Origin of the sequence: Mycolicibacterium alvei, from assembly GCF_010727325.1 — a bacterium.
Taxonomy (GTDB): Bacteria; Actinomycetota; Actinomycetes; order Mycobacteriales; family Mycobacteriaceae; genus Mycobacterium; species Mycobacterium alvei.
Genome location: NZ_AP022565.1, coordinates 365,750 through 391,350 on the forward strand (window position 1 = coordinate 365,750; position 25,601 = coordinate 391,350).

General features: G+C 66.7%; 24 protein-coding genes and 1 tRNA gene. 16 read left to right on the top strand and 9 right to left on the bottom strand.

What is annotated here, in order from left to right; translation table 11 throughout:
- Positions 1-73: 73 nt before the first annotated feature.
- Entirely contained in the window at positions 74-1,201 is a 1,128-nt protein-coding gene (locus tag G6N44_RS01670; RefSeq protein WP_372508120.1) for a catalase family protein, read from the bottom strand.
- Entirely contained in the window at positions 1,198-3,084 is a 1,887-nt protein-coding gene (locus tag G6N44_RS01675; RefSeq protein WP_163660565.1) for a peroxidase family protein, read from the bottom strand. Before G6N44_RS01675 ends, G6N44_RS01670 begins: the two co-directional genes overlap by 4 nt.
- A gap of 212 nt (positions 3,085-3,296) precedes the next feature.
- Here G6N44_RS01675 and G6N44_RS01680 point away from each other — a divergent pair, with 212 nt between their 5' ends.
- On the top strand, positions 3,297-5,126 hold the full coding sequence (locus G6N44_RS01680; RefSeq protein ID WP_235682916.1) for a S8 family serine peptidase: 1,830 nt from the start codon (positions 3,297-3,299) through the stop codon (positions 5,124-5,126).
- A gap of 16 nt (positions 5,127-5,142) precedes the next feature.
- Positions 5,143-6,492 (top strand): alpha/beta fold hydrolase, encoded by a 1,350-nt coding sequence (locus tag G6N44_RS01685; protein WP_179964461.1) that lies wholly within the window; start codon positions 5,143-5,145, stop codon positions 6,490-6,492.
- Between the two features lie 79 nt (positions 6,493-6,571).
- On the opposite strand, the gene G6N44_RS01690 is transcribed toward G6N44_RS01685, so the two are convergent.
- Entirely contained in the window at positions 6,572-7,054 is a 483-nt protein-coding gene (locus G6N44_RS01690; protein ID WP_163660569.1) for a MarR family winged helix-turn-helix transcriptional regulator, read from the bottom strand.
- 96 nt (positions 7,055-7,150) lie between these two features.
- Here G6N44_RS01690 and G6N44_RS01695 point away from each other — a divergent pair, with 96 nt between their 5' ends.
- On the top strand, positions 7,151-7,765 hold the full coding sequence (locus tag G6N44_RS01695) for an NADPH-dependent F420 reductase (protein ID WP_163660571.1): 615 nt from the start codon (positions 7,151-7,153) through the stop codon (positions 7,763-7,765).
- Between the two features lie 103 nt (positions 7,766-7,868).
- On the top strand, positions 7,869-8,825 hold the full coding sequence (locus G6N44_RS01700) for a TIGR03619 family F420-dependent LLM class oxidoreductase (RefSeq protein WP_163660573.1): 957 nt from the start codon (positions 7,869-7,871) through the stop codon (positions 8,823-8,825).
- Between the two features lie 171 nt (positions 8,826-8,996).
- On the opposite strand, the gene G6N44_RS01705 is transcribed toward G6N44_RS01700, so the two are convergent.
- A tRNA-Leu gene (locus G6N44_RS01705) sits at positions 8,997-9,082 on the bottom strand.
- An 87-nt stretch (positions 9,083-9,169) separates the two neighbouring features.
- On the opposite strand from G6N44_RS01705, the gene G6N44_RS01710 reads away from it, so the two are divergent.
- Together G6N44_RS01710 and G6N44_RS01715 are read left to right on the top strand one after the other, a co-directional pair.
- A complete protein-coding gene (locus tag G6N44_RS01710; protein WP_163660575.1) occupies positions 9,170-10,504 on the top strand; it encodes a M20/M25/M40 family metallo-hydrolase in 1,335 nt (444 codons plus the stop codon).
- A 42-nt stretch (positions 10,505-10,546) separates the two neighbouring features.
- Positions 10,547-11,071 (top strand): YbhB/YbcL family Raf kinase inhibitor-like protein, encoded by a 525-nt coding sequence (locus tag G6N44_RS01715; RefSeq protein WP_163660577.1) that lies wholly within the window; start codon positions 10,547-10,549, stop codon positions 11,069-11,071.
- 87 nt (positions 11,072-11,158) lie between these two features.
- Here G6N44_RS01715 and G6N44_RS01720 read toward each other — a convergent pair whose 3' ends face one another.
- The 3 genes from G6N44_RS01720 to G6N44_RS01730 are packed head-to-tail and all read right to left on the bottom strand — an operon-like array spanning position 11,159 to position 13,514.
- Positions 11,159-12,220 carry a quinone-dependent dihydroorotate dehydrogenase gene (locus G6N44_RS01720; protein WP_163669483.1) on the bottom strand — a complete coding sequence of 354 codons (1,062 nt, stop codon included), beginning with the start codon at positions 12,218-12,220 and terminating at the stop codon, positions 11,159-11,161.
- The gene (locus G6N44_RS01725; protein WP_163660579.1) at positions 12,220-12,489 is read right to left on the bottom strand and encodes a DUF5703 family protein; all 270 of its coding nucleotides are present in this window, start codon (positions 12,487-12,489) and stop codon (positions 12,220-12,222) included. The genes G6N44_RS01720 and G6N44_RS01725 overlap by 1 nt, the downstream gene beginning before the upstream one ends.
- A complete protein-coding gene (locus tag G6N44_RS01730) occupies positions 12,486-13,514 on the bottom strand; it encodes a YncE family protein (RefSeq protein WP_163660580.1) in 1,029 nt (342 codons plus the stop codon). The genes G6N44_RS01725 and G6N44_RS01730 overlap by 4 nt, the downstream gene beginning before the upstream one ends.
- Before the next feature lie 123 nt (positions 13,515-13,637).
- Here G6N44_RS01730 and G6N44_RS01735 point away from each other — a divergent pair, with 123 nt between their 5' ends.
- From G6N44_RS01735 to G6N44_RS01755, 5 genes are read left to right on the top strand one after another with little or no spacing between them, the layout of a single operon-like run.
- Positions 13,638-13,949 carry a hypothetical protein gene (locus tag G6N44_RS01735; protein ID WP_163660583.1) on the top strand — a complete coding sequence of 104 codons (312 nt, stop codon included), beginning with the start codon at positions 13,638-13,640 and terminating at the stop codon, positions 13,947-13,949.
- A 55-nt stretch (positions 13,950-14,004) separates the two neighbouring features.
- Positions 14,005-14,835 carry an undecaprenyl-diphosphate phosphatase gene (locus G6N44_RS01740; protein ID WP_163669485.1) on the top strand — a complete coding sequence of 277 codons (831 nt, stop codon included), beginning with the start codon at positions 14,005-14,007 and terminating at the stop codon, positions 14,833-14,835.
- A gap of 19 nt (positions 14,836-14,854) precedes the next feature.
- Entirely contained in the window at positions 14,855-15,526 is a 672-nt protein-coding gene (locus G6N44_RS01745) for a histidine phosphatase family protein (protein ID WP_163660585.1), read from the top strand.
- 35 nt (positions 15,527-15,561) lie between these two features.
- Entirely contained in the window at positions 15,562-16,149 is a 588-nt protein-coding gene (locus G6N44_RS01750; RefSeq protein WP_163660587.1) for an Rv2134c family protein, read from the top strand.
- Positions 16,133-16,969 (top strand): Rv2133c family protein, encoded by an 837-nt coding sequence (locus tag G6N44_RS01755; RefSeq protein ID WP_163660589.1) that lies wholly within the window; start codon positions 16,133-16,135, stop codon positions 16,967-16,969. Before G6N44_RS01750 ends, G6N44_RS01755 begins: the two co-directional genes overlap by 17 nt.
- Before the next feature lie 7 nt (positions 16,970-16,976).
- Here G6N44_RS01755 and G6N44_RS01760 read toward each other — a convergent pair whose 3' ends face one another.
- Positions 16,977-17,384 carry a DUF2628 domain-containing protein gene (locus tag G6N44_RS01760; RefSeq protein ID WP_163660591.1) on the bottom strand — a complete coding sequence of 136 codons (408 nt, stop codon included), beginning with the start codon at positions 17,382-17,384 and terminating at the stop codon, positions 16,977-16,979.
- A gap of 92 nt (positions 17,385-17,476) precedes the next feature.
- Here G6N44_RS01760 and G6N44_RS01765 point away from each other — a divergent pair, with 92 nt between their 5' ends.
- Genes G6N44_RS01765 through G6N44_RS01775 form a run of 3 tightly spaced genes read left to right on the top strand, consistent with a single transcriptional unit; the run spans position 17,477 to position 20,441 of the window.
- On the top strand, positions 17,477-18,238 hold the full coding sequence (locus tag G6N44_RS01765) for a 3'(2'),5'-bisphosphate nucleotidase CysQ (RefSeq protein WP_163660593.1): 762 nt from the start codon (positions 17,477-17,479) through the stop codon (positions 18,236-18,238).
- 47 nt (positions 18,239-18,285) lie between these two features.
- Positions 18,286-19,524 (top strand): cysteine--1-D-myo-inosityl 2-amino-2-deoxy-alpha-D-glucopyranoside ligase, encoded by a 1,239-nt coding sequence (mshC, locus tag G6N44_RS01770; protein WP_163660595.1) that lies wholly within the window; start codon positions 18,286-18,288, stop codon positions 19,522-19,524.
- Positions 19,525-19,562: 38 nt separating this feature from the next.
- Positions 19,563-20,441, top strand: a complete 879-nt coding sequence (locus G6N44_RS01775) for an SDR family oxidoreductase (protein WP_163660597.1) — start codon at positions 19,563-19,565, stop codon at positions 20,439-20,441.
- 112 nt (positions 20,442-20,553) lie between these two features.
- Here the strand turns inward: G6N44_RS01775 and G6N44_RS01780 are convergent, their stop codons facing one another.
- Complete coding sequence (locus G6N44_RS01780; protein WP_276039146.1) at positions 20,554-21,399, bottom strand: PAC2 family protein; 846 nt, start codon at positions 21,397-21,399, stop codon at positions 20,554-20,556.
- A gap of 134 nt (positions 21,400-21,533) precedes the next feature.
- On the opposite strand from G6N44_RS01780, the gene G6N44_RS01785 reads away from it, so the two are divergent.
- Together G6N44_RS01785 and metH are read left to right on the top strand one after the other, a co-directional pair.
- On the top strand, positions 21,534-21,719 hold the full coding sequence (locus G6N44_RS01785) for a hypothetical protein (RefSeq protein ID WP_163660601.1): 186 nt from the start codon (positions 21,534-21,536) through the stop codon (positions 21,717-21,719).
- Between the two features lie 121 nt (positions 21,720-21,840).
- Positions 21,841-25,581, top strand: coding sequence for a methionine synthase (metH, locus tag G6N44_RS01790; RefSeq protein WP_163660603.1), 3,741 nt, complete (start codon positions 21,841-21,843; stop codon positions 25,579-25,581).
- Positions 25,582-25,601: the final 20 nt, after the last annotated feature.

Here is a 25,601-nt window from a genome sequence, read left to right on the forward strand (position 1 = left end):
GTCGACGGGGCGTCGTGTGTCGGCCGAGGTGGCGAATGTTCTTCCCATTGCAAGCATTTCCCGTTCGCCGGCGTCAGTCCGGAAGTTCGGTGATGTCAGAGGGCTCATGCCGCTCGATGCGGTTCATCCGGTGCCGGAAGTCGCTCGATGCTTCGTAAACCTTGAGCTTCAACCGGTTGATGGATCCCAGCGGCCGGTGGGCCTCCAGGCCACGCCATGAGTTGAACGACAGCACGTCGTCGCCGTACGCACGGCGCAGTGCGCTGTACGGATTCTGCTTGGGGTACACCACCTTGGCCACCGGAAGGTACGGCGAGTCCCAAGGTTTCGTGGCGTCCTCGATCGGCATCTTCTCCGTGTCCAGACACAGCTGCACGCTGAATGTGTACTCCGCAGAGTGCCTTTCGAAGAATGCCATGATCAGATCGCGGTGCTCGTCCTGACCCGGATTGCGCGGAAGAGTCTGATTGGCGAGTGCTTTGACCTCGGGCGAGGTCGGTTCGTATTTGAAGCGGGCCACGTAGTCGCCGTACCGGATCGGGGCCGATGAGTAGAACGTCTCGCCCAGGATGGGACGGTTGGGGGCGACGAACACGGCCAGGTTCTGCGGTATCGGCAGGCCGACCTTCTTGAGCGCGCCGAGCAGCTCACTACCGGCCCACAACGCGCGGTCGGACAACCGGGCCAGCAGGGTGGCGCTCAGCATCCCCAGCTTGCGGTATGCGTGGGCGTCGGCGAACAGGAATTCCTCGTGGGTGACGAGCACGAAGTCCTGTGTCACATTCGGCTCATCCTTCGGGTCCTTCATCGCCCGCTCGCCGTGCACACCGATGGCCTTGATACCGAGTCCGCGTACCCCCCGGTTCCGGTCGCTGCGCAATACCCCTGAGGTGGTTGAGATGCGGGCGATCACCGGATAGCTGCGTGCTTCGGCGAACATCCCCTGGGTCAGCACCTCGGGCAGATCCGGGTTGACGATGAGTTCGCCGCGCAGGATGGCGTGACTCTTGGCATGCGCGTCTCGCAGCCCGTGCTTGAACTTCTTGTACGCGCGTTCGTTGTTCTTGTGCAGGGACTCGATGATCTTCTCGATGTCCTCGGCCTCACCCGCCTTGGGCTGCTCGAGATCCTCGCGGTAGTGAACCGGGCTGAGGCTGCCGGCGATGCGATGTACGTCGGCGGGGGCCATAGCTTCGGTCATGCGGGTGCCTTTCTGGTCGGGGAGGCGACGTTCCAGGGGGCGAACGGGTTCGTCACGCCGGCCAGAGCCGGCGCCAGTTCGGGGAAGTGGCGCAACAACACCGAGCGCATGTCGTTGTCCCGGACCCACTTCAGACCGGCGACGGTGTAGATCTCGTCGCGGAAGTCGGTGGTGAAGAAGCGGTCGCTTTCCAGCCGCCGGGTGGCCATCAGGACGAAGACGCGGAATGCGGTGTCGCTGAAGCCGAACCCGGGCGGTTTGGGCTCCGCGTACAGGCCGATCACCAGATCGACCAGGTCGACGTCGTCGTCGTAGGCCTCGCGCAGCTCGGCGGCAAGGGCCGTCTCACCGGTCAGCTCCTCGAAGGTCTTCACCGGCTTGAGCCGGAACAGCTTCCGGAACTCGTTGTAGCGCGGGACACCTCGTTCCCGGCACCGGACCAGGTCGATCGTGGCCAGGTCGATCAGGGTGCCGTCGACGCGACGCATTTGCTGCAGGTGCCTGGGGAAGTTGTGCAGCGACAACGCCCCGGGATGGGCCCGGCCGAAGGAGTACAGCAGGTCGGCCATCGGGTTTTCGCTCAGCCGGGCACGCACATTGAGCACCGAGAGTTCGGGGAGCTCGTGCTGTGCGGTGACGCGATCATCGGCCAGCGAGCGGAACGTGAACTCGTCGGGGATCAACGGGTGCATCCGGTACACCGCGACGAACTCCTCGGTCAGCGAATACGGCACGCCGTGATGTGTGGTCGGTGAGCCGGGGATGCCGAAGAGCAGGGGACTGCTGCCGACGCGTCCGCAGATTCGTCGCAACCGGGGGCCCAGCGTCTCGCCCAGCAGTCCGAACCAGTTGACGCGCATGGCCGTCACCGTGGTCGGGTGCGCGATTATGGCAGGCGTCCAGTCCACGGTGTGGATCTTGGCCATCAGTGCGGAATTGACCAGGCGCGCCTTGTCATAGAGCTGTTGGCCGGTGAGGTAGGGGTACGCCTGGGCCAGGTGGTCGCAGATGGCGTTGTGCTCGCGCATGAACAGCGAGTGCAGCAGGGCCAGGCCTACCCAGAAGTTGCCCGCGGTGCCGGTGAGGTCGGCCGTCGCTTCGACTTCGGGCGGCGGCAGGCCGGACTCGTCGATACGCAACTTGCCGTGCTCGGGTGCGCGCAGAGCACTGGCGAATGCCGGTGTGGTCCCGTAGATCTGGGAGGCATCCCACCAGTGCGACTCCTGGGTGACGAAGGCAGGCGGACCGGCCGGGCTGGGGTGGGGGTCGGGCGGGGTGCGCTCGACGCGCATCGGCCGCTGCGGCCACGGGTCGTCGTCGCGCAGCGGTACCACCCACGGTTGGGTGGTGACCGAGCCATGGGCGAACCAGTCGTGCACCTCGAACTGAATCCATGCTGCGGCCAGCAGATTCAGGGTGGTCGCGGGCTGCAAACTCTCGCGGGTCAGCAGGGTGCGGCTGATCAGCCGCGGGTTGGGGGAGAGAAGACGCTGAGCGGATTCCGGGTAGGAGTGTTCGGGTGGGACGTTGCGGCCGAACCGGCAACCCACTGCACCCATCCGGGGTTCTTTGAGATCGTTGTAGGACCCGTCGCGGGTGCGGGCGCCCAGATAGTTGCCTTCGCCGGCGGTGCCGACCGTCGATGTGGTGACGGGTTCACCCGGTGGGACCGGGGCGGGTTCGGCGGCATACAGATTCGACGTACGCAGTTGACGACGCAGTCCGATCAGAACGATCAATCCGATCGGCTTGGGGAGCCGGGACCACCCCACCGTCTGGTCGATGTGCTGGGCGAATCTGGCTGCGAGGGTGGCCGTCAGCGATCGCGACCGGGACCAGACAGCGGCGACGTATGCAGGTGCCTGTCTCGCCGTAGTCACCATTCGTTGCTTTCCCTCCGGCCGAAATATCGAGCCCGTCGGCCACGATTGTTGTGCACGGAAGCAGAAATCACATGAGTAGTGGGCTACTCGATCCGCTCCGGGCGTTCCCTACGCGTTTCGAGTAGTCGAATACGCGTGTGTGCGTGGCCCGGTTGCGCGACGATCAATCGACGCAGGAAAACCTGGGGTGGTTGCGTATGCCGAGGAGTGCGGTGAGTTCAACGGGGGAAGTCTGGGCAGATCGGGTGCTCAGTGCGCTGGGGGATCTGGAGAAGTCCGGCAAGGCTGCCGACATGGCGTTACTGACAGAGACCGTCGCTGCCAGATTCGCATCGAGATTCGAGGAGCGGGACCGGCAATACGAGAATGACAAACCGTACTGGCACAACCGTGTTCAGGATGCCGTCACCCGACTGCGTCGGGGGAAGCTGGTTGCGGCCAAGACGCCGAAGAGCGCACGCGTGCAATTGACCGACGCCGGCCGTACAGCCGTCGCGGGTGCACGTGAACGAACTGGGGTCGCCACGGAGGCGGTGCGGACCGCGGCTATCGCCGACGTGCCGCCGGCGCAGGTCGGCACTCCCGAACCGCCCAAACGCGACCCGGTGCTGGCAGGTGTCGTGACACCACCCCTGCGCATGGCGATGGCGCGAGAAGGCGAGGCCACGCCCATACCGATCATGATCGAGCTCAACCTGACGTTTCAGCCATCGGTGGCCGCTGCGATCGCGAGGGTCGAGCGGCTGTGGGAATCGGTCGGTGCGGCAGGCACTCCGATGGCGCTCGCCGATCAGTTCATGGCAGGTGATCTCACGTCGGCCCAGATCAAATCGCTGGTGTCCGCCGACGCCGTTCCGCAGACCTGGTCCGAACGGGCGGTCTACCGGATCTGGCCGGACTTCGAGGTGCACACACAGATCGACGCCTCCTCGACCACGATCAAGGCTGTCGCGGCGCAACGGTCGTTCGACAGCTACGGCGAGGGGATCGTCTGGGCTGTGGTCGATTCCGGTATCGACGAGACGCATGCGCACTTCTCGGAATACCAGAACCTGCGGCATCCTTCAGTGGTCGATCTGCACCGTGACTTCACCGGAGGTGGAGCTCCGCTGACTGACACCGACGGACACGGCACACACGTGGCCGGGATCATCGCCGGGGGTTTGGTGGGCCGCAAGCCCGCGGACGTCGTGGTGATCGAGAAGCGACTCAATGACCCTGAGCACGGCGGTGATCCGATCGCCGCGCCACGGACGGTCTCGAATCCTGACCGCCTGGCGGGCATGGCGCCGAAGGCCAAACTGGTGAGCCTCAAGGTGCTCGGGCCCGGCGATCAGACCTCCCGGGTGAGCCGGGTGATGCAGGCGTTGGCCTATGTCAGGAAGCTCAACGCCGGAAGTGAGCGGGTACCGCGGATACACGGTGTGAACCTCAGCCTCGGGTACGAATTCGACGCCGAGTGGTATGCCTGCGGGCAGAGCCCGATGTGTATCGAGGTCGACAAAACCGTGCGCTCGGGCGTGGTGGTGGTCGTGGCCGCGGGCAACTCCGGCTATGTGTCGCTGAATACGGCATTCAGCAAGGATTCGGTGAAGTTCACCGCGGACATGACGATCAACGATCCCGGCAACACCGAAAGCGCGATCACCGTCGGGTCCACGCACCGCAGTTCACCGCACACCTTCGGCGTCTCGTATTTCTCCTCACGCGGCCCCACCGGGGACGGGCGATGCAAGCCCGACCTGGTCGCACCGGGTGAGCGCATCACCTCGGCCGCGGCCGGGACCCGCCGGGAGGCCGTGACCAACCAGATCGACGTCAAGCCCGACGTGCCGGTCTACGTCGAGGAGAGCGGCACCAGCATGGCGGCGCCGCACGTGTCCGGCGCGATAGCGGCGTTCCTGTCGGTGCAGCGGGAGTTCGTCAGCGAACCGGAGGCGATCAAACGCATCTTCGTCGAATCCGCGACCTCGCTGAACCGCGACCGGGCATTCCAGGGCAGCGGCATGGTCGATCTCATGCGGGCACTGCAATCCGTCTGACCTGAAAGGCACTCCGATGACCAACGATGTGGCAGAACGGATCTGGCGACTGGTGTTCGATGCCGAGGGCGATCCGGATCCAGCGGTGCTGGCCGATCTCACGGGTCGGATCGGTGCGGCGGGACTGACCGATCTGGTCATCTTCTCCCACGGCTGGAACAACGACGAAGCGGCCGCGGCGTCGTTGTACGAGCGGTGGTTCGGGCTGTTGGCCCCACAACTCGACCCGGCCCGCGCGGTCGGCTTCGTCGGGCTGCGGTGGCCGTCTCAACTCTGGCGTGACGAGCCGATCCCGGATTTCTCCGGACCGGTGGCACACGACGGTGCGGGTGCGGCCGCATTGGGCGACGAGGTGGTGGGGACGCCCGCTGGGCCGGTCACCATCGATGCGGCCCAGCTCGACGAGCTCAAGGAGCTGTTTCCCGACGGCAAAGCACAATTGGACACCATCGCCGGTCTGCTGGCGGCCCCGCCGAGCAACGATCGCCTGCCCGAGTTGCTCGACGCGCTGCGCGCGTTCAGCGCCGCCACGCAGGCCGGGTTCAACGACGGTGAGGTGGCCACCCCGGACGCCGGGCCCGGGATGCTCGCCGAACACCAGGATCCGGAGGAGTTGTTTACCACCTTTGCCGACGAATTAGCATCTGCCGGTGTGCAATTCGATGACGGTGGGGGCGGAGGAGCGGCCGGCCTCGGTGACATCGCCGGAAGGTTGTGGCATGGCGCCAAGGAAGCCCTGCGCCAGCTGAGCTACTGGAAGATGAAGAACCGCGCCGGGGTGGTGGGCCGACGCGGGTTGGGCCCCGTCATCGATGCACTGCACGCCGATTTTTCCGGGTTGCGGATTCACCTGGTCGGGCACAGCTTCGGAGCGCGGGTGGTGTCCTACGCCCTTGCCGGGATGAGCGAGGTCCAACCCTCACCGGTCAAGGCGGTGACCTTGTTGCAGGGCGCGTACTCGCGCTTCACGTTCACCGAGCGGTTGCCGTTCCGGAAGGGTGCGGGTGAACTGGCGGGGCTGCTCACCCGTATCGACGGCCCGCTGACGGTCTGTTTCTCCAGTCATGACCGGGCGCTGGGGACGTTCTATCCGTTGGCCTCGGCCGCGGCGGGCGAGGATGCGGCCGGGGCCGAGGATCCGCTGTTCCGCTGGCGGGCCATGGGTTCGCACGGGGCGTACCAGTCTCAAACCCAGAGCCTGGGTGCGGTGAATACGACCTACCCGTTCCAACCCGGTCGGATCCTGAATCTGAATGCGTCGGAAGTGGTGATCGAGGACAAGAGCCCGTCAGGGGCGCACAGCGACATCTTCCACAAGGAATTGACCTGGGTTGTCGCCGCCGCCGGGAAGTTGAACCCGGCTTGAGTGTGATCGCGGAGCCGAAAATGCGAAGTGCGCCAATCTGTCTCGGCCGAGCAGCCGTTGGTGGCCCGTCTGGCGAATGCTAGGAGAGCTCGTCTTCGGTGGGGGAGCCGTCGCCTTCTGCCAAGCGGTGCAGGATCCGTTCGTTGAGGGCGGTGAGCATGTCGAGCTCGGCCGGGCTGAGCAGGTCGATGAAATTCCGGCGGACGTCCGCCACATGTTCAGGCGCAGCCTTCTCGATGGCGGCGCGGCCGGCCGGCAGCAGGCCGACCATGGTGCTGCGGGCATCGTCGGGGTTGGGCTCGCGGCTGATCAGCCCGTCCTTCTGCATACGCCGCACCTGGTGGGAGACACGGCTTTTCTCCCAGCCCAGTGTGGTGCACAACTCGTGGGCGGGCATGGCGTCTCTGTCGTCACCCGAGAGCACGGCCAGGATCTCGTAGTCGGCGCCGGACAGGCCTGATTCCTGCAGGCCGCGGTTCAGGTGAACGACGAGTTGATGATGCGCGTGCATGAAGGCCCGCCAGGCGCGGTCTTCACGAGGACTCAGCCAGTTCGGTTCCATCAGCCTCCATCCTCTCTTGATTGGTTGACCCATCAACCAATGCGGCTTAAGGTGGAGGAGTCAACCTTTCGATCGTAAGTCATGACAGGACACCTTATGAGCAGCATCAGCATCATCGGCACCGGAAACATGGCCCGCAGCATCGGCGCACTGGCAGTAGCGGGCGGCAACACCGTCGAGGTCATCGGCCGAGATCGGTCCAAAACCGCTGACCTGGCCAAGGCTCTCGGCGGCCGCGCGACGGCAGGAGAGTTCGGCGCCGTTCCGACCGGGGACATCGTCATCGTGGCGCTGTTGTACGCCGATGTCGTCCCGGTCGTCGCCCAGTACGGAAACGCCCTCGCGGGCAAGGTCATCGTCGACATCAGCAACCCCTTCAATGCCGCGGCCGACGGGCTGGCCATTCCCGATGACACCTCGATCGCGCAGGAAGTTGCCAAGGCGGCCCCGGCCGGAGCCGGCGTGGTGAAGGCGTTCAACACCACTTTCGGTGTCGTCCTGACCCAGGGCCGCTCGCTCGACGTCTTCATCGCCGGCGACGACGCACGCGCCAAGGCGGGCGTGGCGGAGTTCATCGAGAGCCTCGGGCTGCGCCCGCTCGACGTCGGCGGTTTGGGCATGGCGCACTGGCTGGAAGGAACCGGCCTGGTCGTGATGGGTCTCGCGCGCCATGGGGTGGGGAGTTTCGACTTCGCACTCGGCGCCGCCTGACCGGCTGGACGCCGAGGGCGTTCCGGGCCGTGAACGAACAGGGGCATCGTGCGCCCTGTTGATGGTTGATATATCACCTAAATGGCAGGAGGGGACTCTCATCATGAAGCTTGGTTTCGCACTTCCCATTGTCGGGCCCGCTATCAGCAGCGCCGCTGGTCTCAGCGCGTTCTGCAGCGGACTCGAGGACCTTGGCTACGACACGTTGTGGGTCGGGGATCGGCTGGTCACCCCGGTTGAGATGCACAGCGTCTATCCGGGCAGGGAACAGCCGTACCCGCCGCAGATGACCCGCTATCTCGATCCGGTGCTGCTGTGGACGGTCGCGGCCACCGCGACCAGTCGGATTCGGCTGAACGCCAGCACGCTCAACACGTTCTACTACGAGCCGGTGCACCTGGCCCGGCTGCTGACCACGCTCGAAGTGCTCAGCGAAGGCCGCCTCGACGTGGGCGTGGGAATCGGGTGGATGAAGGACGAACACGACATCGCCCGCAGTGCGAACTGGCATCGGCGCGGACAGATGCTCGATGACCTGCTGGCGTTCCTGCGCGAGTGGTGGACGACCACCCCTGTGTCCTGGGACAGCGAGTTCTTCTCGCTGCCGCCGGTCCATGCCGACCTGCGCCCGGTGCAGGCCGGCGGTCCGCCCATCTGGATCGGTGGCGCCAGCGAGGCCGCGATGCGCCGGGTCGGTCGCAGTGGCACCGGCTGGCTCGGAGTCGAGGGGCTGCAGGCCGAGGTCACCGATCGCCTGTGGTCGATTGCGCGCCGTGCGGCCAAGGACGCCGGCCGCGATCCCGATGCGTTGAAGACAGCGATGCGGATCAACCTGGAACCGGGCACGTCCGTTGACGAGGTGGTCGCCAGGCTCGCGCGCCTGGCCGGGTCCGGTGCTGATGAGGCGATTGTGGATGCCTTCGCGATGTTCCCCAGCCTCGACCAGATGCTTGAGTTCGCCGGCCAGGTAATCACTGAATGGAGTGGCCGTGGAAAGCTTGACGGCAAGGTGGCGGTGATCACGGGTGGATCAGGCGGTATAGCGCCGTCACGCTTCTGACCCCCTGCTCCCGGCAAGCGGCCAAAACGACTGTCCTGCAATGGGAATTACAACTGATGCGACCACATGGCGCTCGCCAGGGTGGCTGGGACCGCAGCTACTGGCCTGGCGGACAAAAAACCCCGGCCGAAGGCCGGGGTTACCGGTAACCGATTGCTCGATTCACAAGGGTGTCCGAGGGGGGACTTGAACCCCCACGCCCGTTAATAGGGCACTAGCACCTCAAGCTAGCGCGTCTGCCATTCCGCCACTCGGACTTGCCAACCACTCGGGGTCGGGCGCCTAAGGTTATCGGATCGAGTGCCCCGGACCCAAACCGGTGTTCCAGTGGTACGAATGTGACTGTGACTGTCCCCGCCTCCAGCGCGGACGAGGTGGTCGATCTCGTCAGTGCGCTCATCCGATTCGACACCTCCAACACCGGTGACCCCGCGACCACCAAGCCGGAAGCGGACTGTGCGGAATGGGTGGCCGACCGACTCCGTGAGGTCGGCTACACAACCGAATACGTCGAGGCCGGGGCACCCGGCCGCGGCAACGTCTTCGCCCGGTTGCCCGGCGCCGATCCCACGCGCGGCGCGCTGATGATCCACGGGCATCTCGACGTCGTCCCGGCCGAGCCCGCCGATTGGAGCGTGCACCCGTTCTCCGGTGCCGTGAAGGACGGCTACGTGTGGGGCCGAGGCGCGGTCGACATGAAGGACATGGTCGGGATGACCATGGCGGTGGCCCGGCATTTCAAGCGGTCCGGCATCGTCCCGCCCCGGGACCTGGTGTTCGCGTTCGTCTCCGATGAGGAACACGGCGGCACCTACGGGGCCAACTGGCTGGTGGACAACCGGCCCGACCTGTTCGACGGTGTGACCGAGGCGATCGGTGAGGTGGGCGGGTTCTCGCTGACTGTGCCCCGCAAGGACGGCGGGGAGCGTCGGCTGTATCTGATCGAGACTGCCGAAAAGGGGCTGGCCTGGATGCGGCTGACCGCACGCGGCCGGGCCGGGCACGGCTCGATGGTGCACGACGACAACGCCGTGACGGCCATCGCCGGTGCGGTGGACCGGCTGGGCCGCCACCAGTTCCCGTTGGTGCTCAATCCGGCCGTGGAGCAGTTCCTCACCGCGGTGGCCGAGGAGACCGGCTACGACTTCGACGTGAACTCGCCGGACCTGGACGGCACCATCGCCAAACTCGGCGGGGTGGCCCGGATCGTGTCGGCCACCCTGCGTGACACCGCCAACCCGACCATGCTCAAGGCCGGCTACAAGGCCAACGTGATCCCCGCGTCGGCGGAGGCCGTGATCGACTGCCGGGTGCTGCCGGGCCGCAAGGAGGCCTTCGAGCGTGAGGTCGACGCGTTGATCGGCCCCGAGGTCACGCGCAGCTGGGAGCGGGATCTGCCGTCCTACGAGACCACGTTCGACGGTGATCTGGTGGACGCGATGAACGCAGCAATCCTGGCGATGGATCCCGAGGCCCGCACCGTGCCCTACATGATGTCGGGTGGAACCGATGCGAAGTCGTTCCAGCGGTTGGGGATTCGCTGCTTCGGATTCGCTCCGCTGAGGCTGCCACCGGAACTGGACTTCGCGTCACTGTTCCACGGTGTCGATGAGCGGGTGCCGGTGGACGCGCTGCAGTTCGGCGCGGGCGTTCTGGAACACTTTTTGCGGAACTGCTGACTGCACGAGCCACGACGACATGAGTCACGACGAGAGGGAACCATGAGCACATCTCCGTACGACAGCCTGCCGAAGCTGCCGACGTTCACCCTGGCCTCCGAATCGGTCAGCGATGGCGGGCCGCTGGCAAATGACCAGGTCAGCGGGATCATGGGGGCCGGCGGCTCGGACATCTCGCCGCAGCTGAGCTGGTCGGGCTTCCCGGCCGAGACCAAGAGCTTCGCGGTCACGGTGTACGACCCCGATGCACCGACCGCCTCGGGCTTCTGGCACTGGGCGGTGGCCGATCTGCCCGCCACGGTGACCGATCTGCCTGCCGGCGCCGGCGACGGCGGCGACCTGCCCGGTGGGGCCGTCACGCTGACCAACGACGCGAGCCTGCGGCGCTACCTCGGTGCGGCCCCGCCTGCCGGCCACGGTCCGCACCGGTACTACATCGCCGTCCATGCCCTGCCGGTCGAGTCGCTGGGGCTGCCCGAAGGTGCCACCCCGGCCTACCTGGGCTTCAACCTGTTCGGGCAGGCCATCGCCCGCGCCGTCATCCACGGCACCTACGAGCAGAAGTAACTCACCTCACCTGCGCACCGCGAGCGCGCGTATCTGCTGCACGACATGCCGCTCGCGGGGCGCAGTTTGTGCACGCTCGCGGTCGGGTCAGCGTGCAGCAGAGCCCACCGCGTCGGTCAGCGATGCGAACCCGCCGGTGTGCAGCCGCTCGGCGACGCCGTCGTGAATCTGTTTGGCCCACAGTCCGCCGCCGTAGATGAACCCCGTGTAGCCCTGCAGCAGGGTCGCCCCGGAGGTGATCCGTTCCCACGCGTCGTCGGGGGTTTCGATGCCGCCGACGCTGATCAGGACGAGCTTGTCGCCCACCCGTCGGTACAGCTGGCGCAGCACTTCCAGGGACCGGTGTGCCAGCGGGCGTCCGGAGACGCCGCCGGTGCCCAGATCGGTTACGCCGGGGGTGACCAGCCCGTCGCGGGACACCGTGGTGTTGGTGGCAACGATGCCGGCCAACTTCAATTCAACTGCCAGATCGGCGATTTCGTCGATGTCGGCATCGGAGAGGTCGGGGGCGATCTTGACCAGCACCGGCTTGTTGGTCTCCGACTTGACCGCGGCCAGGATCGGTCGCAGCGACTCCACCGCCTGCAGGTCCCGCAGCCCCGGGGTGTTGGGGGAGCTGACGTTGACGACGAGGTAGGAGGCCAGTGCACTGACCAAACGGGTGCTCTCGGCGTAGTCGGCCACCGCGTCGGAGGCCGGGGTCAGCTTGGTCTTGCCGATGTTGACCCCGATGGGCACGTCGGGGGTGTGCCGGGCGAGCCGGATCGCCAACGCGCCGGCACCCTCGTTGTTGAACCCCATCCGGTTGAGCAGCGCGTGGTCGTCGGGCAGGCGGAACAGCCGCGGCTCGGGGTTACCGGGTTGCGGTTGCGCCGTGACGGTGCCGACCTCGGCGTACCCGAACCCGAGCGCTCCCCAGGTCTCCAGGCCGCGACCGTCCTTGTCGAAACCGGCGGCCAGGCCCATGGGGCCGGGGAACCGGACCCCGAACACCGTGCTGGCCAGCGCCGGGTCGGTGGGCGCCAGCCGACCCGCCAGGGCCCGACGCAGGATCGCCGGGCCGGTGACGGCGCGCAGCAGCGCGAACACCCACACGTGAATGCGTTCGGGCGACACCAGGAACAGGGCCCGGCGCAGAGCCGCGTACATCACAGCGAAGGCGCCTTGGGTGTGCCCGGCATGGATGACGCGGATTTCTTGCGCCGCAACAACACCCGTCGGCTCCCATCTGTATAGGCCCGCACCCGGGTCAATTCCCAGCCGCGGTACTCGGCCTCGATCGACAACCGGATCGAGGCGCTGATCCTGGTGACATCCGGCGGTAGCCGCAACGGAATCCAGTCGTACTCCTCGGAACGGTCCTCGGCGACGACCCTCTCCCACCCGGGAGGCATGCGGCCCTGCTGAATGGTGGTCATCGGTGACCCGACGCGCTGCCGATCACCTGAACACCCGCTCCCGACCCCGATACCACGTAGAGGGTGTCGGACTTGTCGTCGTAGGCCAGGGAGTTCGGTTGCTGCACGGTTCGATAACGCACCTTTTCCACCGGTATGCCGGTGGAGAGATCGTAACCAATCACGGTGTTGGCGGCGGTCTGCGACACCCAGGCCAGCTTGTCTGATCCGGCCAGGCCGTAGGGGGCGGCGGGCACCGGGTAGCGCTGCCGCATGATCAAGGGATCTGCACCGAACACCAGTAGCTCATCGCCGCGGGTGTCGGCGACCAGGACTCGGCCCTGTGTGTCGGCGGCCAGAGTGGTGGCGCCTTCGCCGGCCCGCAGTGCCTGTGCAGCTTTGGTGCCGCTGGGATTGACGGCGGTCACCGAGGTTTGCCCGCGATCCAGCACCACTGCGGTGTTTCCTTGTGTGACAAGCGAATCGACCCGGGCGAAGATCTTGAGTCGGGCAGCCACGGCGCGGTCACTGCCCAAGGTGTAGACCGCTCCGTCGGCGCTGCCCAGCACCGGATTACCGTCGGCGCGCAGCGCGATCGCGGTGAAGTCGACGCCCTGGGCGCCGTCCACGTCGATTTTGCTGGCCTTGGCGTCGGCCAGGTCGACCCGGAAGTATCCACCCCGGGCGGCCGCCAGGACGTCACCCTTGCCGTCGACGCTGAGTGCGGTGGCCGCGGGCATCAGCGTCACCTCGCGCGGCGGTCGGCTGCCGGTCAGCAGGCTCAGGGTCGACTGGCCTTCGCCGCCTGGGGTCAGAACGGCCAGTGTGCCGGTTGCTGGGTCGAATACCGCGCTCGTGGCATGCCCGCGCAATTGCCGGATCTCGCCGTCCGGGGTGGCCGTGACGGGAGGTGAAACCGCGGCCTGAGCGGGTTCGATGGTGGGGGGTGGCGCGTCGGTGGGATTGGACGTGCACCCCGCGGAGAGCAGCAGGGCGAGCGCGAGGAGGCCGGCACGAACTGGCTGACCTGCGAGGAATGGGCGCAACGGATTGCTCTCGATCGTAGGTGGATGGTCGGTGACGTGCAGGAATCCAGTTTAGGCATGGCCGTTGAACAGAAAAGGTGGCGTCTGCGACCAACGCGGCATAAGTCGAGGTATGGTTCGACCATGACCCTCGCCGCAGACCGGGAACTGGGTAACCGAGAGTTTGCTATGGAGGACATCTCCACTGGTGTACACGCCAGCGGGTTTGGCCAAGTTGGCGATGGCCGGAGTTTTTCGTTCCACATCGAACGTCAGCAACTCGTCATCGAGGTCTACCGCCCGCGGCTGTCCGGCCCGGTTCCGGGCGAGGACGACGTGGTGGCCATGGCCACCCGCAAACTGACCGATATCGACCTGTCTGACGAACGCAGCCTGTCGGCAACGGTCCGGGACGCGGTCGCCGGCGCGCAGCCGGTTTCGCGCACCGCTCGCTGACGTATCTCACTGCCGTCGTCACGGTACGGTCGTCGTCGTGACTGACGTCGGAGCCATGTCCTGGCTGCAAGTGGTGGTGTTGTCGATTGTCCAGGGGCTCACCGAATTTCTGCCGGTCTCGTCCTCGGGGCACCTTGCGATCACCTCCCGGGTGTTTTTCGACGACGACGCGGGCGCCTCGTTCACAGCGGTCACCCAGCTGGGCACCGAGCTCGCCGTGCTGGTCTATTTCGCCAGGGATATCGGCCGGATCATCAAGGCCTGGTTTTCCGGGCTGTTCAATGCGGAACACCGGTCCTCCGACTACCGGCTGGGTTGGTGGGTGATCATCGGCAGCATTCCGATCGGGGTGTTCGGCCTGCTGTTCAAGGACGAAATCCGCACCGGCGCAAGAAATCTGTGGCTGGTGGCCAGTGCGCTGATCGTGTTCTCGGTGGTGATCGCCGCAGCCGAGTACTCCGGCCGACAGGCCCGCCGCGTCGAGCAGTTGACCTGGCGCGACAGCATCATCGTCGGCCTGGCCCAGTGCCTGGCGTTGGTCCCCGGGGTGTCGCGCTCCGGAGCGACCATCAGCGCCGGTCTCTTCCTGGGTATGGAGCGCGAGCTGGCAGCCCGGTTCGGATTCCTGCTGGCGATTCCGGCGGTGTTCGCCTCCGGCTTGTACTCACTGCCCGACGCCTTCCACCCCGTCGGGGAAGGGATGAGCGCCACCGGCGCCCAGCTGCTGTTGGCCACGGTGATCGCGTTCGTCGTCGGTTATGCGGCAGTGGCCTGGTTCCTGAAATTCCTGGTGGCGCACAGCATGTACTGGTTCGTGGGATATCGAGTGGTGCTTGGCGCGGTGGTGCTGGCCCTGCTGGCGACCGGGGTGGTCGCCGCGCAATGATCTGGACGGAGGAGCAGATATGACCGTGATCCTGCTGAGGCACGGCCGTTCGACCTCGAATACCGCGCACACCCTGGCCGGCCGGAGTGAGGGCGTCGATCTCGATGAGCGCGGTGCCGAGCAGGCCGCCGGCCTCGTCGCACGCATCGGGGAGTTGCCGGTGACCGCGATCGTTCATTCCCCGCTGTTGCGCTGCGCGCGCACGGTGGCTCCGTTGGCCGGGGCGCTGACATTGGAGCCGATCGTCGACGAACGGCTCACCGAGGTGGATTACGGCAGCTGGACCGGCCGCACCATCGGCGAACTGGTGAAGGAACCTCTGTGGTCCGTGGTCCAGCAGCAGCCCAGCGCGGCGGTGTTCCCCGAGGGCGAGGGGCTGGCGCAGGTTCAGGCCCGGGCGGTCGCTGCGGTGCGGGAACGCGATCGTGCGTTGGCCGAGGAACACGGCGCCGACGTGTTGTGGCTGGCGTGCACGCACGGCGACGTGATCAAGGCGGTGCTCGCCGATGCGTTGGGCGTGCATTTGGACGGGTTTCAGCGCATTACCGCCGACCCGGCGTCGATGAGCGTGATCCGCTACACCGAGCTGCGCCCATTTGTGATGCACATCAACCACACCGGTACGCAGTTGAGCGCCGGGCTGGCCGCCAAACCCGCCACGGACGCCGTGGTGGGTGGGTCCACCAACTGACCCGCAGCACCCCTACCGGTATTTTGGAAGGTGCCATGGCCCGCGCAATTCACGTATTCCGCACTCCCGACCGTTTCGTGGCCGGGACTGTCGGCCAACCCGGTAACCGCACGTTCTATCTCCAGGCCGTCCACGACAAACGCGTGATCTCGGTGATCTTGGAGAAGCAGCAGGTCGCGGTGCTGGCTGAGCGAATCGCCGCACTCTTGACCGAGATCAACCGCCGCTTCGGCACGCCGATTCCGCCGGAAACCGGTGAAATCGGTGATCTGCTGCCACTGGTCACCCCGGTCGACGCCGAGTTCCGCGTCGGGACGATGGGGCTGGGCTGGGATTCGGAGGCGCAGACCGTCGTGGTGGAGCTGCTGGCGGTCTCCGAGGGCGAGTTCGACGCCTCGGTGGTGCTGGACGACGCCGAGGACGGCCCCGACGCCGTGCGGGTGTTTCTCACCCCGGAGTCGGCCCGGGAGTTCGCCACCCGCTCCAACCGGGTGATCTCGGCCGGCCGCCCACCCTGTCCGCTGTGCGAGGAGCCGCTGGACCCCGAAGGGCACATCTGCGTGCGCACCAACGGTTACCGGCGCGGCGAGATGGCCGGCTCTGAAGATGACGCCGACACCTAGCCCCGATCTCGATCCCGGTCCCGACGATGGCGCGGTCCTGGCCGACGGCGAGCTGACGGTGATCGGCCGCATCCGGTCGGCCAGCAATGCCACCTTCCTGTGTGAGGCGACTTCCGGCGACCGGCAGGTCCACTGCGTGTACAAGCCGATCCGGGGTGAGGCACCGCTGTGGGATTTTCCCGACGGCACCTTGGCCGGCCGCGAGTTGGGCGCCTACCTGGTCTCGGCCGCATTGGGCTGGAATATCGTGCCCCGCACCATTATTCGTGACGGACCGGCCGGTCCCGGGATGATTCAGCGCTGGGTGGACCAGCCCGGCGATCAGGTGGGGGACGAGCCGGATGCAGCCCCCGACCTGGTGGACCTGCTGCCGGCCGGAAACCTCCCGCCGGGTTTCCTGCCGATCCTGCAGGCCTACGACTACGCCGGCGACGAGGTGACGCTGGTACACGCCGATGATCCCCGCCTGTTCCGGATGGCGGTGTTCGACGTGCTGATCAACAACGCCGACCGCAAGGGCGGACACATCCTCTCCGGGCTCGACGGGGCCGTGTACGGCGTCGACCACGGGGTGAGCCTGCACGTCGAGGACAAGCTGCGGACCGTGTTGTGGGGTTGGGCCGGCAAGCCCGTCGACGACGAAACGCTGGCCGACGTCGCGGCACTGCGCGACGGCTTCGGCGGCGTGGCCGAGCAGTTGTGTACCCACATCACCGCGGCCGAGATTGCCGCCTTGCGGTCCAGAATCGTTGGGCTACTGAATAATCCGGTGATGCCGACTCCCGATCGGCACCGGCCGATCCCGTGGCCGGCCTTCTAGGCGAGGTCTAACGGGCGCGCCCGAACCCCTCGAACGGATTCCAGGACTGGCTGTTGCGCGTCACGTGCAGGTAGTAGGCGTAGTTCGCGGTCGACATCGCCAGCACCGCAATGCCGATCCCGATGGCCCGGCCGACATTGTCGCTGACGCCGACCGCGGTGAACACCACCGCCGCCGCGATTGTGATCCCCAGCAGCGTCAGACCCTTGCGCCACATGCCCTTGACGAAGAAGTAGATCGAACCGAACAGGAACGCCAGGATGTTCGAGTTGAGCCGCATCCGGGCCATGAAGCTGAGTTCGCGGAAGGCGGCCTTGGCCTCGGGACTCGCACTCGGCAGGCCGTAGGTGTCGAAGAAATCGAACTTCCAGCGCCACGAGTCGGACAGGTTGTCGACAGGGGTTTGCTCGGTCACGGATCTCCTCGGTGTCGGCGGCGGAATCTGACACTACTGGCTCAACCGGACCCGCCACCGCACCAATACGGCGTGCCACGGATACTGATTCGATGCACTCGACCGACGCCGCTCTGGCCGCCGCAGTGGCAGAAGAGGCCGGCGAGCTGCTGCTGGTCGTGCGCGAGGAGATCGGTTTCTACGACCCCTACTATCTCGGCGACGAGGGCGACCGACGGTCCAACGCACTGATCCTGGACCGGTTGGCCAAGGCCCGCCCCGGCGATTCCGTGCTCAGCGAGGAGGCGGTCGACGACCTGTCCCGCGTGGACGCCGACCGGGTGTGGATCGTCGACCCCGTCGACGGCACGCATGAGTTCTCGATGCCCGGCCGTGAGGACTGGGCCGTGCACATCGCCCTGTGGCAGCGTTCGGTCGGCGTCGACGGGGGACTGTCGGACGCCGTCGTGGCCCTGCCCGCCCGCGGTGAGGTGTACCGCAGCGACACCGTCAGCCCGCCCAGGCCGCGCCGGGCCGGGCCGCTGTTGATCACCGCGAGCTCGAATCGCCCCCCGGCGGTGCTGTGGCGCATGCGCGAACAACTTGATTTCCGGATGGTGCGGATCGGCTCGGCCGGGGCCAAGGCCATGGCGGTGGTGCGCGGTGACGTCGACGCCTACATCCACGCCGGCGGGCAGTGGGAGTGGGATTCGGCCGCGCCTGCGGGCGTTGTGCTGGCCGCGGGCCTGCACGCGTCCCGGCTGGACGGCTCGGAGCTGCGCTACAACCGGGCCGACCCCTACCTGCCGGATTTCGTCATGTGCCGCAAGGAGCTGGCACCGATCCTGCTGGAGGCGATCGGGGCGGCCCGGTGACCGACCGGCGGGAGGCCGTCCTGAGCGAGCACCCTAGAGTCGAGGCCATGCAATCATGGTCGGCACCGTCAATTCCGGTGCTGGAAGGGCGTGGTCCGCAGCTGCGGCTGTACGACAGCGCCGACCGGCAGGTACGCCCGGTCACCCCGGGACCGACGGCCACCATGTACGTGTGTGGCATCACCCCGTATGACGCCACGCATCTGGGCCACGCCGCGACCTACCTGGCCTTCGATCTGGTGCACCGGCTGTGGCTGGACGCCGGGCACGCCGTGCACTACGTGCAGAACGTCACCGATGTGGATGATCCGCTGTTCGAGCGGGCCGATCGCGACGGCATCGACTGGCGTGACCTCGGTGACCGCGAGACACAGTTGTTCCGCGACGACATGACCGCGCTGCGGGTCCTGCCCCCGCATGACTATGTGGCCGCTACCGAGACCATCTCCGAGGTGGTCGAGCTGGTGGAGAAGATGCTGGCCGCGGGCGCGGCCTACGTCGTCGACGATGCCCAGTACCCCGACGTGTACTACCGCGCCGACGCCACCGTGCAGTTCGGCTACGAGTCGGGCTACGACCGCGACACCATGGTGCGGCTGTTCGGCGAGCGCGGCGGCGACCCCGACCGGGCCGGCAAGAGCGACGAACTCGACGCCTTGCTGTGGCGCGCCGAGCGGCCGGGCGAGCCCAGCTGGCCGTCACCGTTCGGGGCGGGCCGGCCGGGCTGGCATGTCGAGTGTTCGGCGATCGCCCTCACCCGCATCGGCTCCGGCCTGGACATCCAGGGCGGTGGCAGCGACCTGATTTTCCCGCACCACGAGTTCTCTGCCGCGCACGCCGAATCGGTCACGGGGGAGCGACGTTTCGCTCGTCACTACGTCCACGCGGGCATGATCGGCTGGGACGGCCACAAGATGAGCAAGAGCCGCGGCAACCTCGTGCTGGTCTCGCGGCTGCGCGCCGAAGGGGTGGATCCCTCGGCCGTGCGGCTCGGCCTGTTCGCCGGGCACTACCGCAGCGACCGGTACTGGAGCGATGAGGTGCTCGACGAGGCCAACGCCCGGCTCACGCACTGGCGCAGCGCCACCGCGCTGCCCGCGGGTCCGGATGCCACCGATGTGGTGGCCCGGGTGCGGCAGTATCTCGCCGACGATCTGGACACTCCGAAAGCGCTTGCGGCACTGGATGGTTGGTGTACCGATGCGCTGACCTACGGCGGGCATGACACCACGTCGCCGCGCCGGGTCGCCGACGTGGTGGATGCGCTCCTGGGCGTCGCACTGTAGACCTCGTCGGAGGCACCCCGGTGGGGTACGTTGCGGCCATGGGTTCTGTGAACGGGAAAGTCGTCTTCATCACCGGCGGTGCACGCGGTATCGGCGCCGAAGTGGCCCGCAGATTGCGTCGCAGGGGTGCCAACCTGGTACTCACCGACCTCGATGAGGCGCCGCTGAGCGCGCTGTCCGCCGAACTCGGCGAGGAGCATGTGTTGACCGCACTGGCCGACGTGCGCGATCTGCCCGCGATGCAGAAGGCCGCCGACGCCGCCGTCGAGCGATTCGGCGGTATCGACATCGTGATGGCCAACGCCGGTATCGCCAGTTTCGGTTCGGTCATGCAGGTGGACCCGGAGGCGTTCAAACGGGTCGTCGACATCAACGTGACGGGTGTGTTCAACACCGTGCGGGCCACGCTCCCGTCCGTCGTCAAGCGCCGCGGGTACGTGCTGGTGGTGTCCTCGCTTGCCGCGTTCACCTCGGCACCCGGGCTGGCCGCCTATCACGCCTCCAAGGCCGGTGCCGAGTACTTCGCCAACACGCTTCGCCTCGAGGTGGCCCACCTCGGCGTCGACGTCGGCTCGGCCCACATGAGCTGGATCGACACGCCATTGGTGCAGGACGCCAAGTCAGACCTCTCGGCATTCCGAGAGATGCTGTCCAAGCTGCCGCCGCCCCTGAACCGGACGACCACCGTCGACGCCTGCGGCGCCGCCTTCGTCAAAGGCATCGAGGGCCGCAAGAAGCGCATCTACAGCCCGCAGTGGGTCGAGGCATTCCGGTGGATCCGGCCGTTCGTCACCACGCCACTGGCCGAGCGCGACATCCTCAAGTTCACCCCGACGCTGCTGCCGAAACTCGACGCCGAGGCGGCGGCGCTGGGCCGTTCGACCAGTGCCCGCATCGAGGCGCTGGAAGAGAAGTAACTCTCCGAGGCTCAACGGCCAGTTGTGACACGCTGCCCGGCCATTTCCGTGTCGTAACTGGCCACTCAGCCGCTCAGCGGCCGAAGCTGAATTGGCCGCTCAGCGGCCCAGCTCAGCGGCCGCGGCGTCGCAGATAGCGCTCGAACTCGGCCGCCAGCGCGTCGCCGTCGATCTTGCCGAGCACCTCGTGCATGTCGACCTCGGCGTCGCCGCGCTCCTCCAAGGAGGCGACGTAATCCGCGATCTCCTCGTCCTCGGCGGTCATCTCGGTGACGGCCTGCTCCCATTCCTCGGCGGCGCCAGGCAGATCGGCCAACGGCACCTCGACGTCCAGCACGTCCTCCACCCGGCGCAGTAGGGCCACCGTGGCCTTGGGGCTGGGTGGCTGTGACACGTAGTGCGGGACCGCGGCCCAGAAGGTCACGGCCGGGATGCCGGCCTGCACACACGCGTCCTGGAACACCCCGGCGATCCCGGTCGGCCCCTCGTAGCGAGTCTCCTCCAGGCCGAAGAATTTCGCCGACTCGGCCGAATATGCCGAGCCCGACACCGGGACCGGTCTGGTGTGCGGGGTGTCGGCCAGCAGCGCGCCCAGGATCACCACGGTCTCCACGTTGAGCTTGTCGGCGATGGCCAGCAATTCGGCGCAGAAGGTGCGCCAGCGCATGTTGGGCTCGACGCCGTGCATGAGCACCACGTCCCGGTTGCTGCCCGGGGGACGGCAGTGCGAGATCCGCATCGAGGGCCATACGAGTTCGCGCGTGACGCCGTCGACCTGGCGGATCACCGGACGATTCACCTGATAGTCGTAGTACGACTCGTCATCGATCTCCACGATCGGCTGGGCTTCCCAGATCTCATCCAGATGGTCCAGCGCGTCACTGGCCGCATCACCGGCGTCATTCCAACCCTCGAAGGCAGCCACGACGATGGCGTCCTTCAAGTCAGGCAGGTTCATACGCCGGCCAGCGTTCGGATACGACGGTGTCACACCTTCAGCGTAAGCCCTCCGATGGTGCCGACGAGCCCGTTGTGCCCGCGGGTCGCCGCCACGCCCATCAGCTGGTTTGATAGACCGACTACCCTGTTGACGTGGCTGCCGCCGGCCGATCTGCCCGCGACGTCGACCAGGTCGACACCGTGTCGCAGAGCATGGTGGTGGGCGCCGGCTCGGTAGCGACGAAATGCGTTCGGCAGCAATCTGGTCAAGGGCACGTGTTGCAAGTGGGTCGGGTCGATCGCAGCGACGAGTTGGGCGTCCATACGTCGATCGGGTGACGACGTAGACTCATCTGGTCGAGAGGCGTTGCAACGGTTATGTGAGGGGGCTGGGCCCCCTCTCGATAACCGCCACGCTCGGCAGAGTCAAGGACGCCTTCCGTTATGGAAGGAGTGCATTGTGAACGCCCCCGAGCCAAAAATCTTTGACCCGAACATTCGCCCCGACTGCACCGACGCACTGACGGCAACGCTGGGCCGGCGGATCATGGTGATCGACGGCGCGATGGGCACCGCGATCCAGCGGGACCGGCCCGACGAGGCCGGCTATCGCGGCGAGCGGTTCAAGGACTGGCCAAGCGATCTTCAGGGCAACAACGATCTGCTGAACCTGACGCAGCCGCACATCATCGAGGCGATCCACCGTGAGTACCTCGAGGCGGGCGCCGACATCCTGGAGACCAACACGTTCAACGCGAACGCGGTTTCTCTTTCCGATTACGGCATGGCGGACCTGAGCTACGAGGTGAACTACGCCGGCGCCGCCCTGGCCCGAAAGTCCTGCGACGAATTCAGTACTCCGGACAAGCCGCGCTACGTCGCCGGCGCTCTGGGCCCGACGACGCGGACCGCGTCGATCTCGCCGGATGTCAACGACCCCGGCGCGCGCAACGTCTCCTACGACCAGCTGGTTGCCGCCTACCGTGAAGCTGCCGGCGGCCTGGTCGACGGCGGTGCCGACCTCATCATCATCGAGACGATCTTCGACACGCTGAACGCCAAGGCCGCGGTGTTCGCCCTCGAGACGCTGTTCGAGGACCGCGGGCGCCGCTGGCCGGTGATCATCTCTGGCACCATCACCGATGCTTCCGGGCGCACGCTGTCCGGTCAGGTCACCGAGGCGTTCTGGAACTCGGTCCGGCACGCCAACCCGATCGCGGTGGGACTCAACTGCGCCCTCGGCGCGCCCGAGATGAGGCCCTACATCGCCGAGATGTCGCGGATCGCGGACACCTTCGTCTCCTGCTATCCGAACGCGGGCCTGCCCAACGCCTTTGCCGAGTATGACGAATCCCCGGAGAGCCAGGCCTCCTATATTGCGGAGTTCGCCGAGGCCGGCCTGATCAACCTGGCCGGTGGTTGCTGCGGGACGACACCGGCGCACATCGCCAAGATCGTCGAAGCCGTCGAGGGCAAGCCGCCGCGGGTCCTGCCGGAGATTCCGGTGGCCACCCGACTGTCGGGGCTGGAGCCGCTCAACATCACCGAGGATTCCCTGTTCGTCAACATCGGTGAGCGCACCAACATCACCGGCTCGGCCCGGTTCCGCAACCTGATCAAGGCCGAGGACTACGACACCGCGCTGTCGGTCGCCCTGCAGCAGGTGGAGGTCGGTGCGCAGGTCATCGACATCAACATGGACGAGGGCATGATCGACGGTGTCGCCGCGATGGACCGGTTCACCAAGCTGATCGCGTCCGAGCCCGACATCAGCCGCGTCCCGGTGATGATCGATTCTTCCAAATGGGAGGTCATCGAGGCGGGCCTGAAGAACGTGCAGGGCAAGCCGATCGTCAACTCGATCTCCATGAAGGAGGGCGAGGAGAAGTTCATCCGCGAGGCCCGGCTGTGCCGCAAGTACGGCGCCGCCGTCGTCGTGATGGCCTTCGACGAGCAGGGGCAGGCCGACAACCTGGAGCGCCGCAAGGAGATCTGCGGGCGCGCCTACCGGGTCCTGACCGAAGAGGTCGGCTTCCCGGCCGAGGACATCATCTTCGACCCGAACTGCTTTGCCCTGGCGACCGGTATCGAGGAGCACGCGACGTACGGGATCGACTTCATCGAGGCCTGCGCCTGGATCAAGGAGAACCTGCCCGGCGTGCACCTCTCCGGTGGCATCTCGAACGTGTCGTTCTCGTTCCGGGGCAACAACCCGGTCCGCGAGGCGATCCACGCGGTGTTCCTGTTCCACGCCATCAAGGCCGGCCTGGACATGGGCATCGTCAACGCCGGCGCGCTGGTGCCCTACGACTCGATCGATCCCGAGTTGCGGGACCGGATCGAGGACGTCGTGCTGAACCGTCGGGCGGACGCCGCCGAGCGGCTGCTGGAGATCGCCGAACGGTTCAACAGCGCGGACAAGGCTGAAGATCCGGCCGCGGCGGGGTGGCGCAGCCTGCCGGTCCGCGAACGGATCACACACGCCCTGGTCAAGGGCATCGACGCCGACGTCGAGATCGACACCGAGGAGCTGCGGGCCGAGATCTCCGCCGCGGGAGGGCGGCCGATCGAGGTGATCGAAGGCCCACTGATGGACGGGATGAACGTCGTCGGTGACCTCTTCGGCGCAGGCAAGATGTTCCTGCCCCAGGTCGTGAAGTCGGCCCGGGTGATGAAGAAGGCGGTGGCGTACCTACTGCCGTACATCGAGGCGGAGAAGCAGCCCGGCGACGCCGAGCGCACCAACGGCACGATCGTGATGGCGACCGTGAAAGGTGACGTCCACGACATCGGCAAGAACATCGTCGGGGTCGTGTTGCAGTGCAACAACTACACCGTGATCGACCTCGGTGTGATGGTGCCGGCGCAGAAGATCCTGGACGCGGCGAAGGAGCACAACGCCGACATCGTCGGGTTGTCCGGCCTGATCACCCCGTCCCTGGACGAGATGGTCAACTTCGCCGTCGAGATGGAACGCCAGGGGTTCGAGATCCCGCTGCTGATCGGTGGGGCGACCACGTCGCGTGCCCATACGGCGGTGAAGATTTCGCCACGTCGCAGCGGTCCGGTCGTCTGGGTCAAGGATGCTTCCCGCTCGGTGCCGGTCGCCGCCGCGTTGCTCGACGACAAGCAGCGTCCGGCGCTGCTGGAGTCCACCGAGGCCGACTATGCAGCACTTCGCGAACGGCACGCGCAGAAGAATGAGCGGCCGATGCTGACGTTGGAGAAGGCCCGCGCGAACCGGACGCCGATCGAGTGGGACGGCTACACCCCGCCGGTGCCTGCACAGGGTCTCGGCGTGCGGGAATTCGAGAACTACGACCTCGCCGAGCTGCGTGAGTACATCGACTGGCAGCCGTTCTTCAACGCCTGGGAGATGAAGGGCCGTTTTCCCGACATTCTCAACAACCCGGCGTCGGGCGAGGCTGCGCGCAAGTTGTACGACGACGCCCAGGAGATGCTCGACACCCTGATCAAGGAGAAGTGGCTGCGGGCCAACGGCGTGATCGGGTTCTTCCCGGCGAACGCGGTCGGCGACGACATCGAGGTCTACACCGACGACACCCGGACCGAGGTGCTGACCACGTTGCACAATCTGCGCCAGCAGGGTGAGCACCGGGAAGGTATCCCGAACCGGAGCCTCGGCGACTTCATCGCGCCCAAAGAAACCGGTCTGGCCGACTACGTAGGCGCCTTCGCCGTCACCGCGGGCCTCGGTAGCACCGACAAGATCATGGAGTTCAAGGCTGCCCTCGACGATTACAGCGCAATCCTGCTGGAGTCCCTGGCCGACCGGCTGGCCGAGGCGTTCGCCGAACGGATGCACCAACGGGTCCGCGAGGAGTTCTGGGGGAACCAGCCCGACGAGCACCTGGACAACGAGGCGCTCATCGGGGAGAAGTACGTCGGAATCCGCCCGGCCCCCGGCTATCCGGCCTGCCCGGAGCACACCGAGAAGGCGACGCTCTGGAAGTTGATGGACGTCACGGAACGGACCGGCATCGAACTGACCGACTCGATGGCGATGTGGCCCGGTGCTGCCGTGAGCGGTTGGTACTTCTCCCACCCGCAGTCGCAGTATTTCGTCGTCGGCCGGATGGCTCAGGACCAGGTCGCCGATTACGCGAAGCGCAAGGGCTGGACCCTGGGCGAAGCTGAACGCTGGCTCGGCTCCAACCTCGCCTACAACCCGGAGGACTGAGCGCGGACGTCTCGGCCTCC

Coding starts and splice junctions, on each gene's coding strand:
- G6N44_RS01670 (WP_372508120.1), bottom strand. CDS start 1,201: ATGACCGAAGCTATGGCCCCCGCCGACGTACATCGCATCGCCGGCAGC.
- G6N44_RS01675 (WP_163660565.1), bottom strand. CDS start 3,084: ATGGTGACTACGGCGAGACAGGCACCTGCATACGTCGCCGCTGTCTGG.
- G6N44_RS01685 (WP_179964461.1), top strand. CDS start 5,143: ATGACCAACGATGTGGCAGAACGGATCTGGCGACTGGTGTTCGATGCC.
- G6N44_RS01690 (WP_163660569.1), bottom strand. CDS start 7,054: ATGGAACCGAACTGGCTGAGTCCTCGTGAAGACCGCGCCTGGCGGGCC.
- G6N44_RS01695 (WP_163660571.1), top strand. CDS start 7,151: ATGAGCAGCATCAGCATCATCGGCACCGGAAACATGGCCCGCAGCATC.
- G6N44_RS01700 (WP_163660573.1), top strand. CDS start 7,869: ATGAAGCTTGGTTTCGCACTTCCCATTGTCGGGCCCGCTATCAGCAGC.
- G6N44_RS01715 (WP_163660577.1), top strand. CDS start 10,547: ATGAGCACATCTCCGTACGACAGCCTGCCGAAGCTGCCGACGTTCACC.
- G6N44_RS01720 (WP_163669483.1), bottom strand. CDS start 12,220: ATGTACGCGGCTCTGCGCCGGGCCCTGTTCCTGGTGTCGCCCGAACGC.
- G6N44_RS01725 (WP_163660579.1), bottom strand. CDS start 12,489: ATGACCACCATTCAGCAGGGCCGCATGCCTCCCGGGTGGGAGAGGGTC.
- G6N44_RS01735 (WP_163660583.1), top strand. CDS start 13,638: ATGACCCTCGCCGCAGACCGGGAACTGGGTAACCGAGAGTTTGCTATG.
- G6N44_RS01740 (WP_163669485.1), top strand. CDS start 14,005: ATGTCCTGGCTGCAAGTGGTGGTGTTGTCGATTGTCCAGGGGCTCACC.
- G6N44_RS01745 (WP_163660585.1), top strand. CDS start 14,855: ATGACCGTGATCCTGCTGAGGCACGGCCGTTCGACCTCGAATACCGCG.
- G6N44_RS01750 (WP_163660587.1), top strand. CDS start 15,562: ATGGCCCGCGCAATTCACGTATTCCGCACTCCCGACCGTTTCGTGGCC.
- G6N44_RS01755 (WP_163660589.1), top strand. CDS start 16,133: ATGACGCCGACACCTAGCCCCGATCTCGATCCCGGTCCCGACGATGGC.
- G6N44_RS01765 (WP_163660593.1), top strand. CDS start 17,477: ATGCACTCGACCGACGCCGCTCTGGCCGCCGCAGTGGCAGAAGAGGCC.
- mshC (WP_163660595.1), top strand. CDS start 18,286: ATGCAATCATGGTCGGCACCGTCAATTCCGGTGCTGGAAGGGCGTGGT.
- G6N44_RS01775 (WP_163660597.1), top strand. CDS start 19,563: ATGGGTTCTGTGAACGGGAAAGTCGTCTTCATCACCGGCGGTGCACGC.
- G6N44_RS01780 (WP_276039146.1), bottom strand. CDS start 21,399: ATGAACCTGCCTGACTTGAAGGACGCCATCGTCGTGGCTGCCTTCGAG.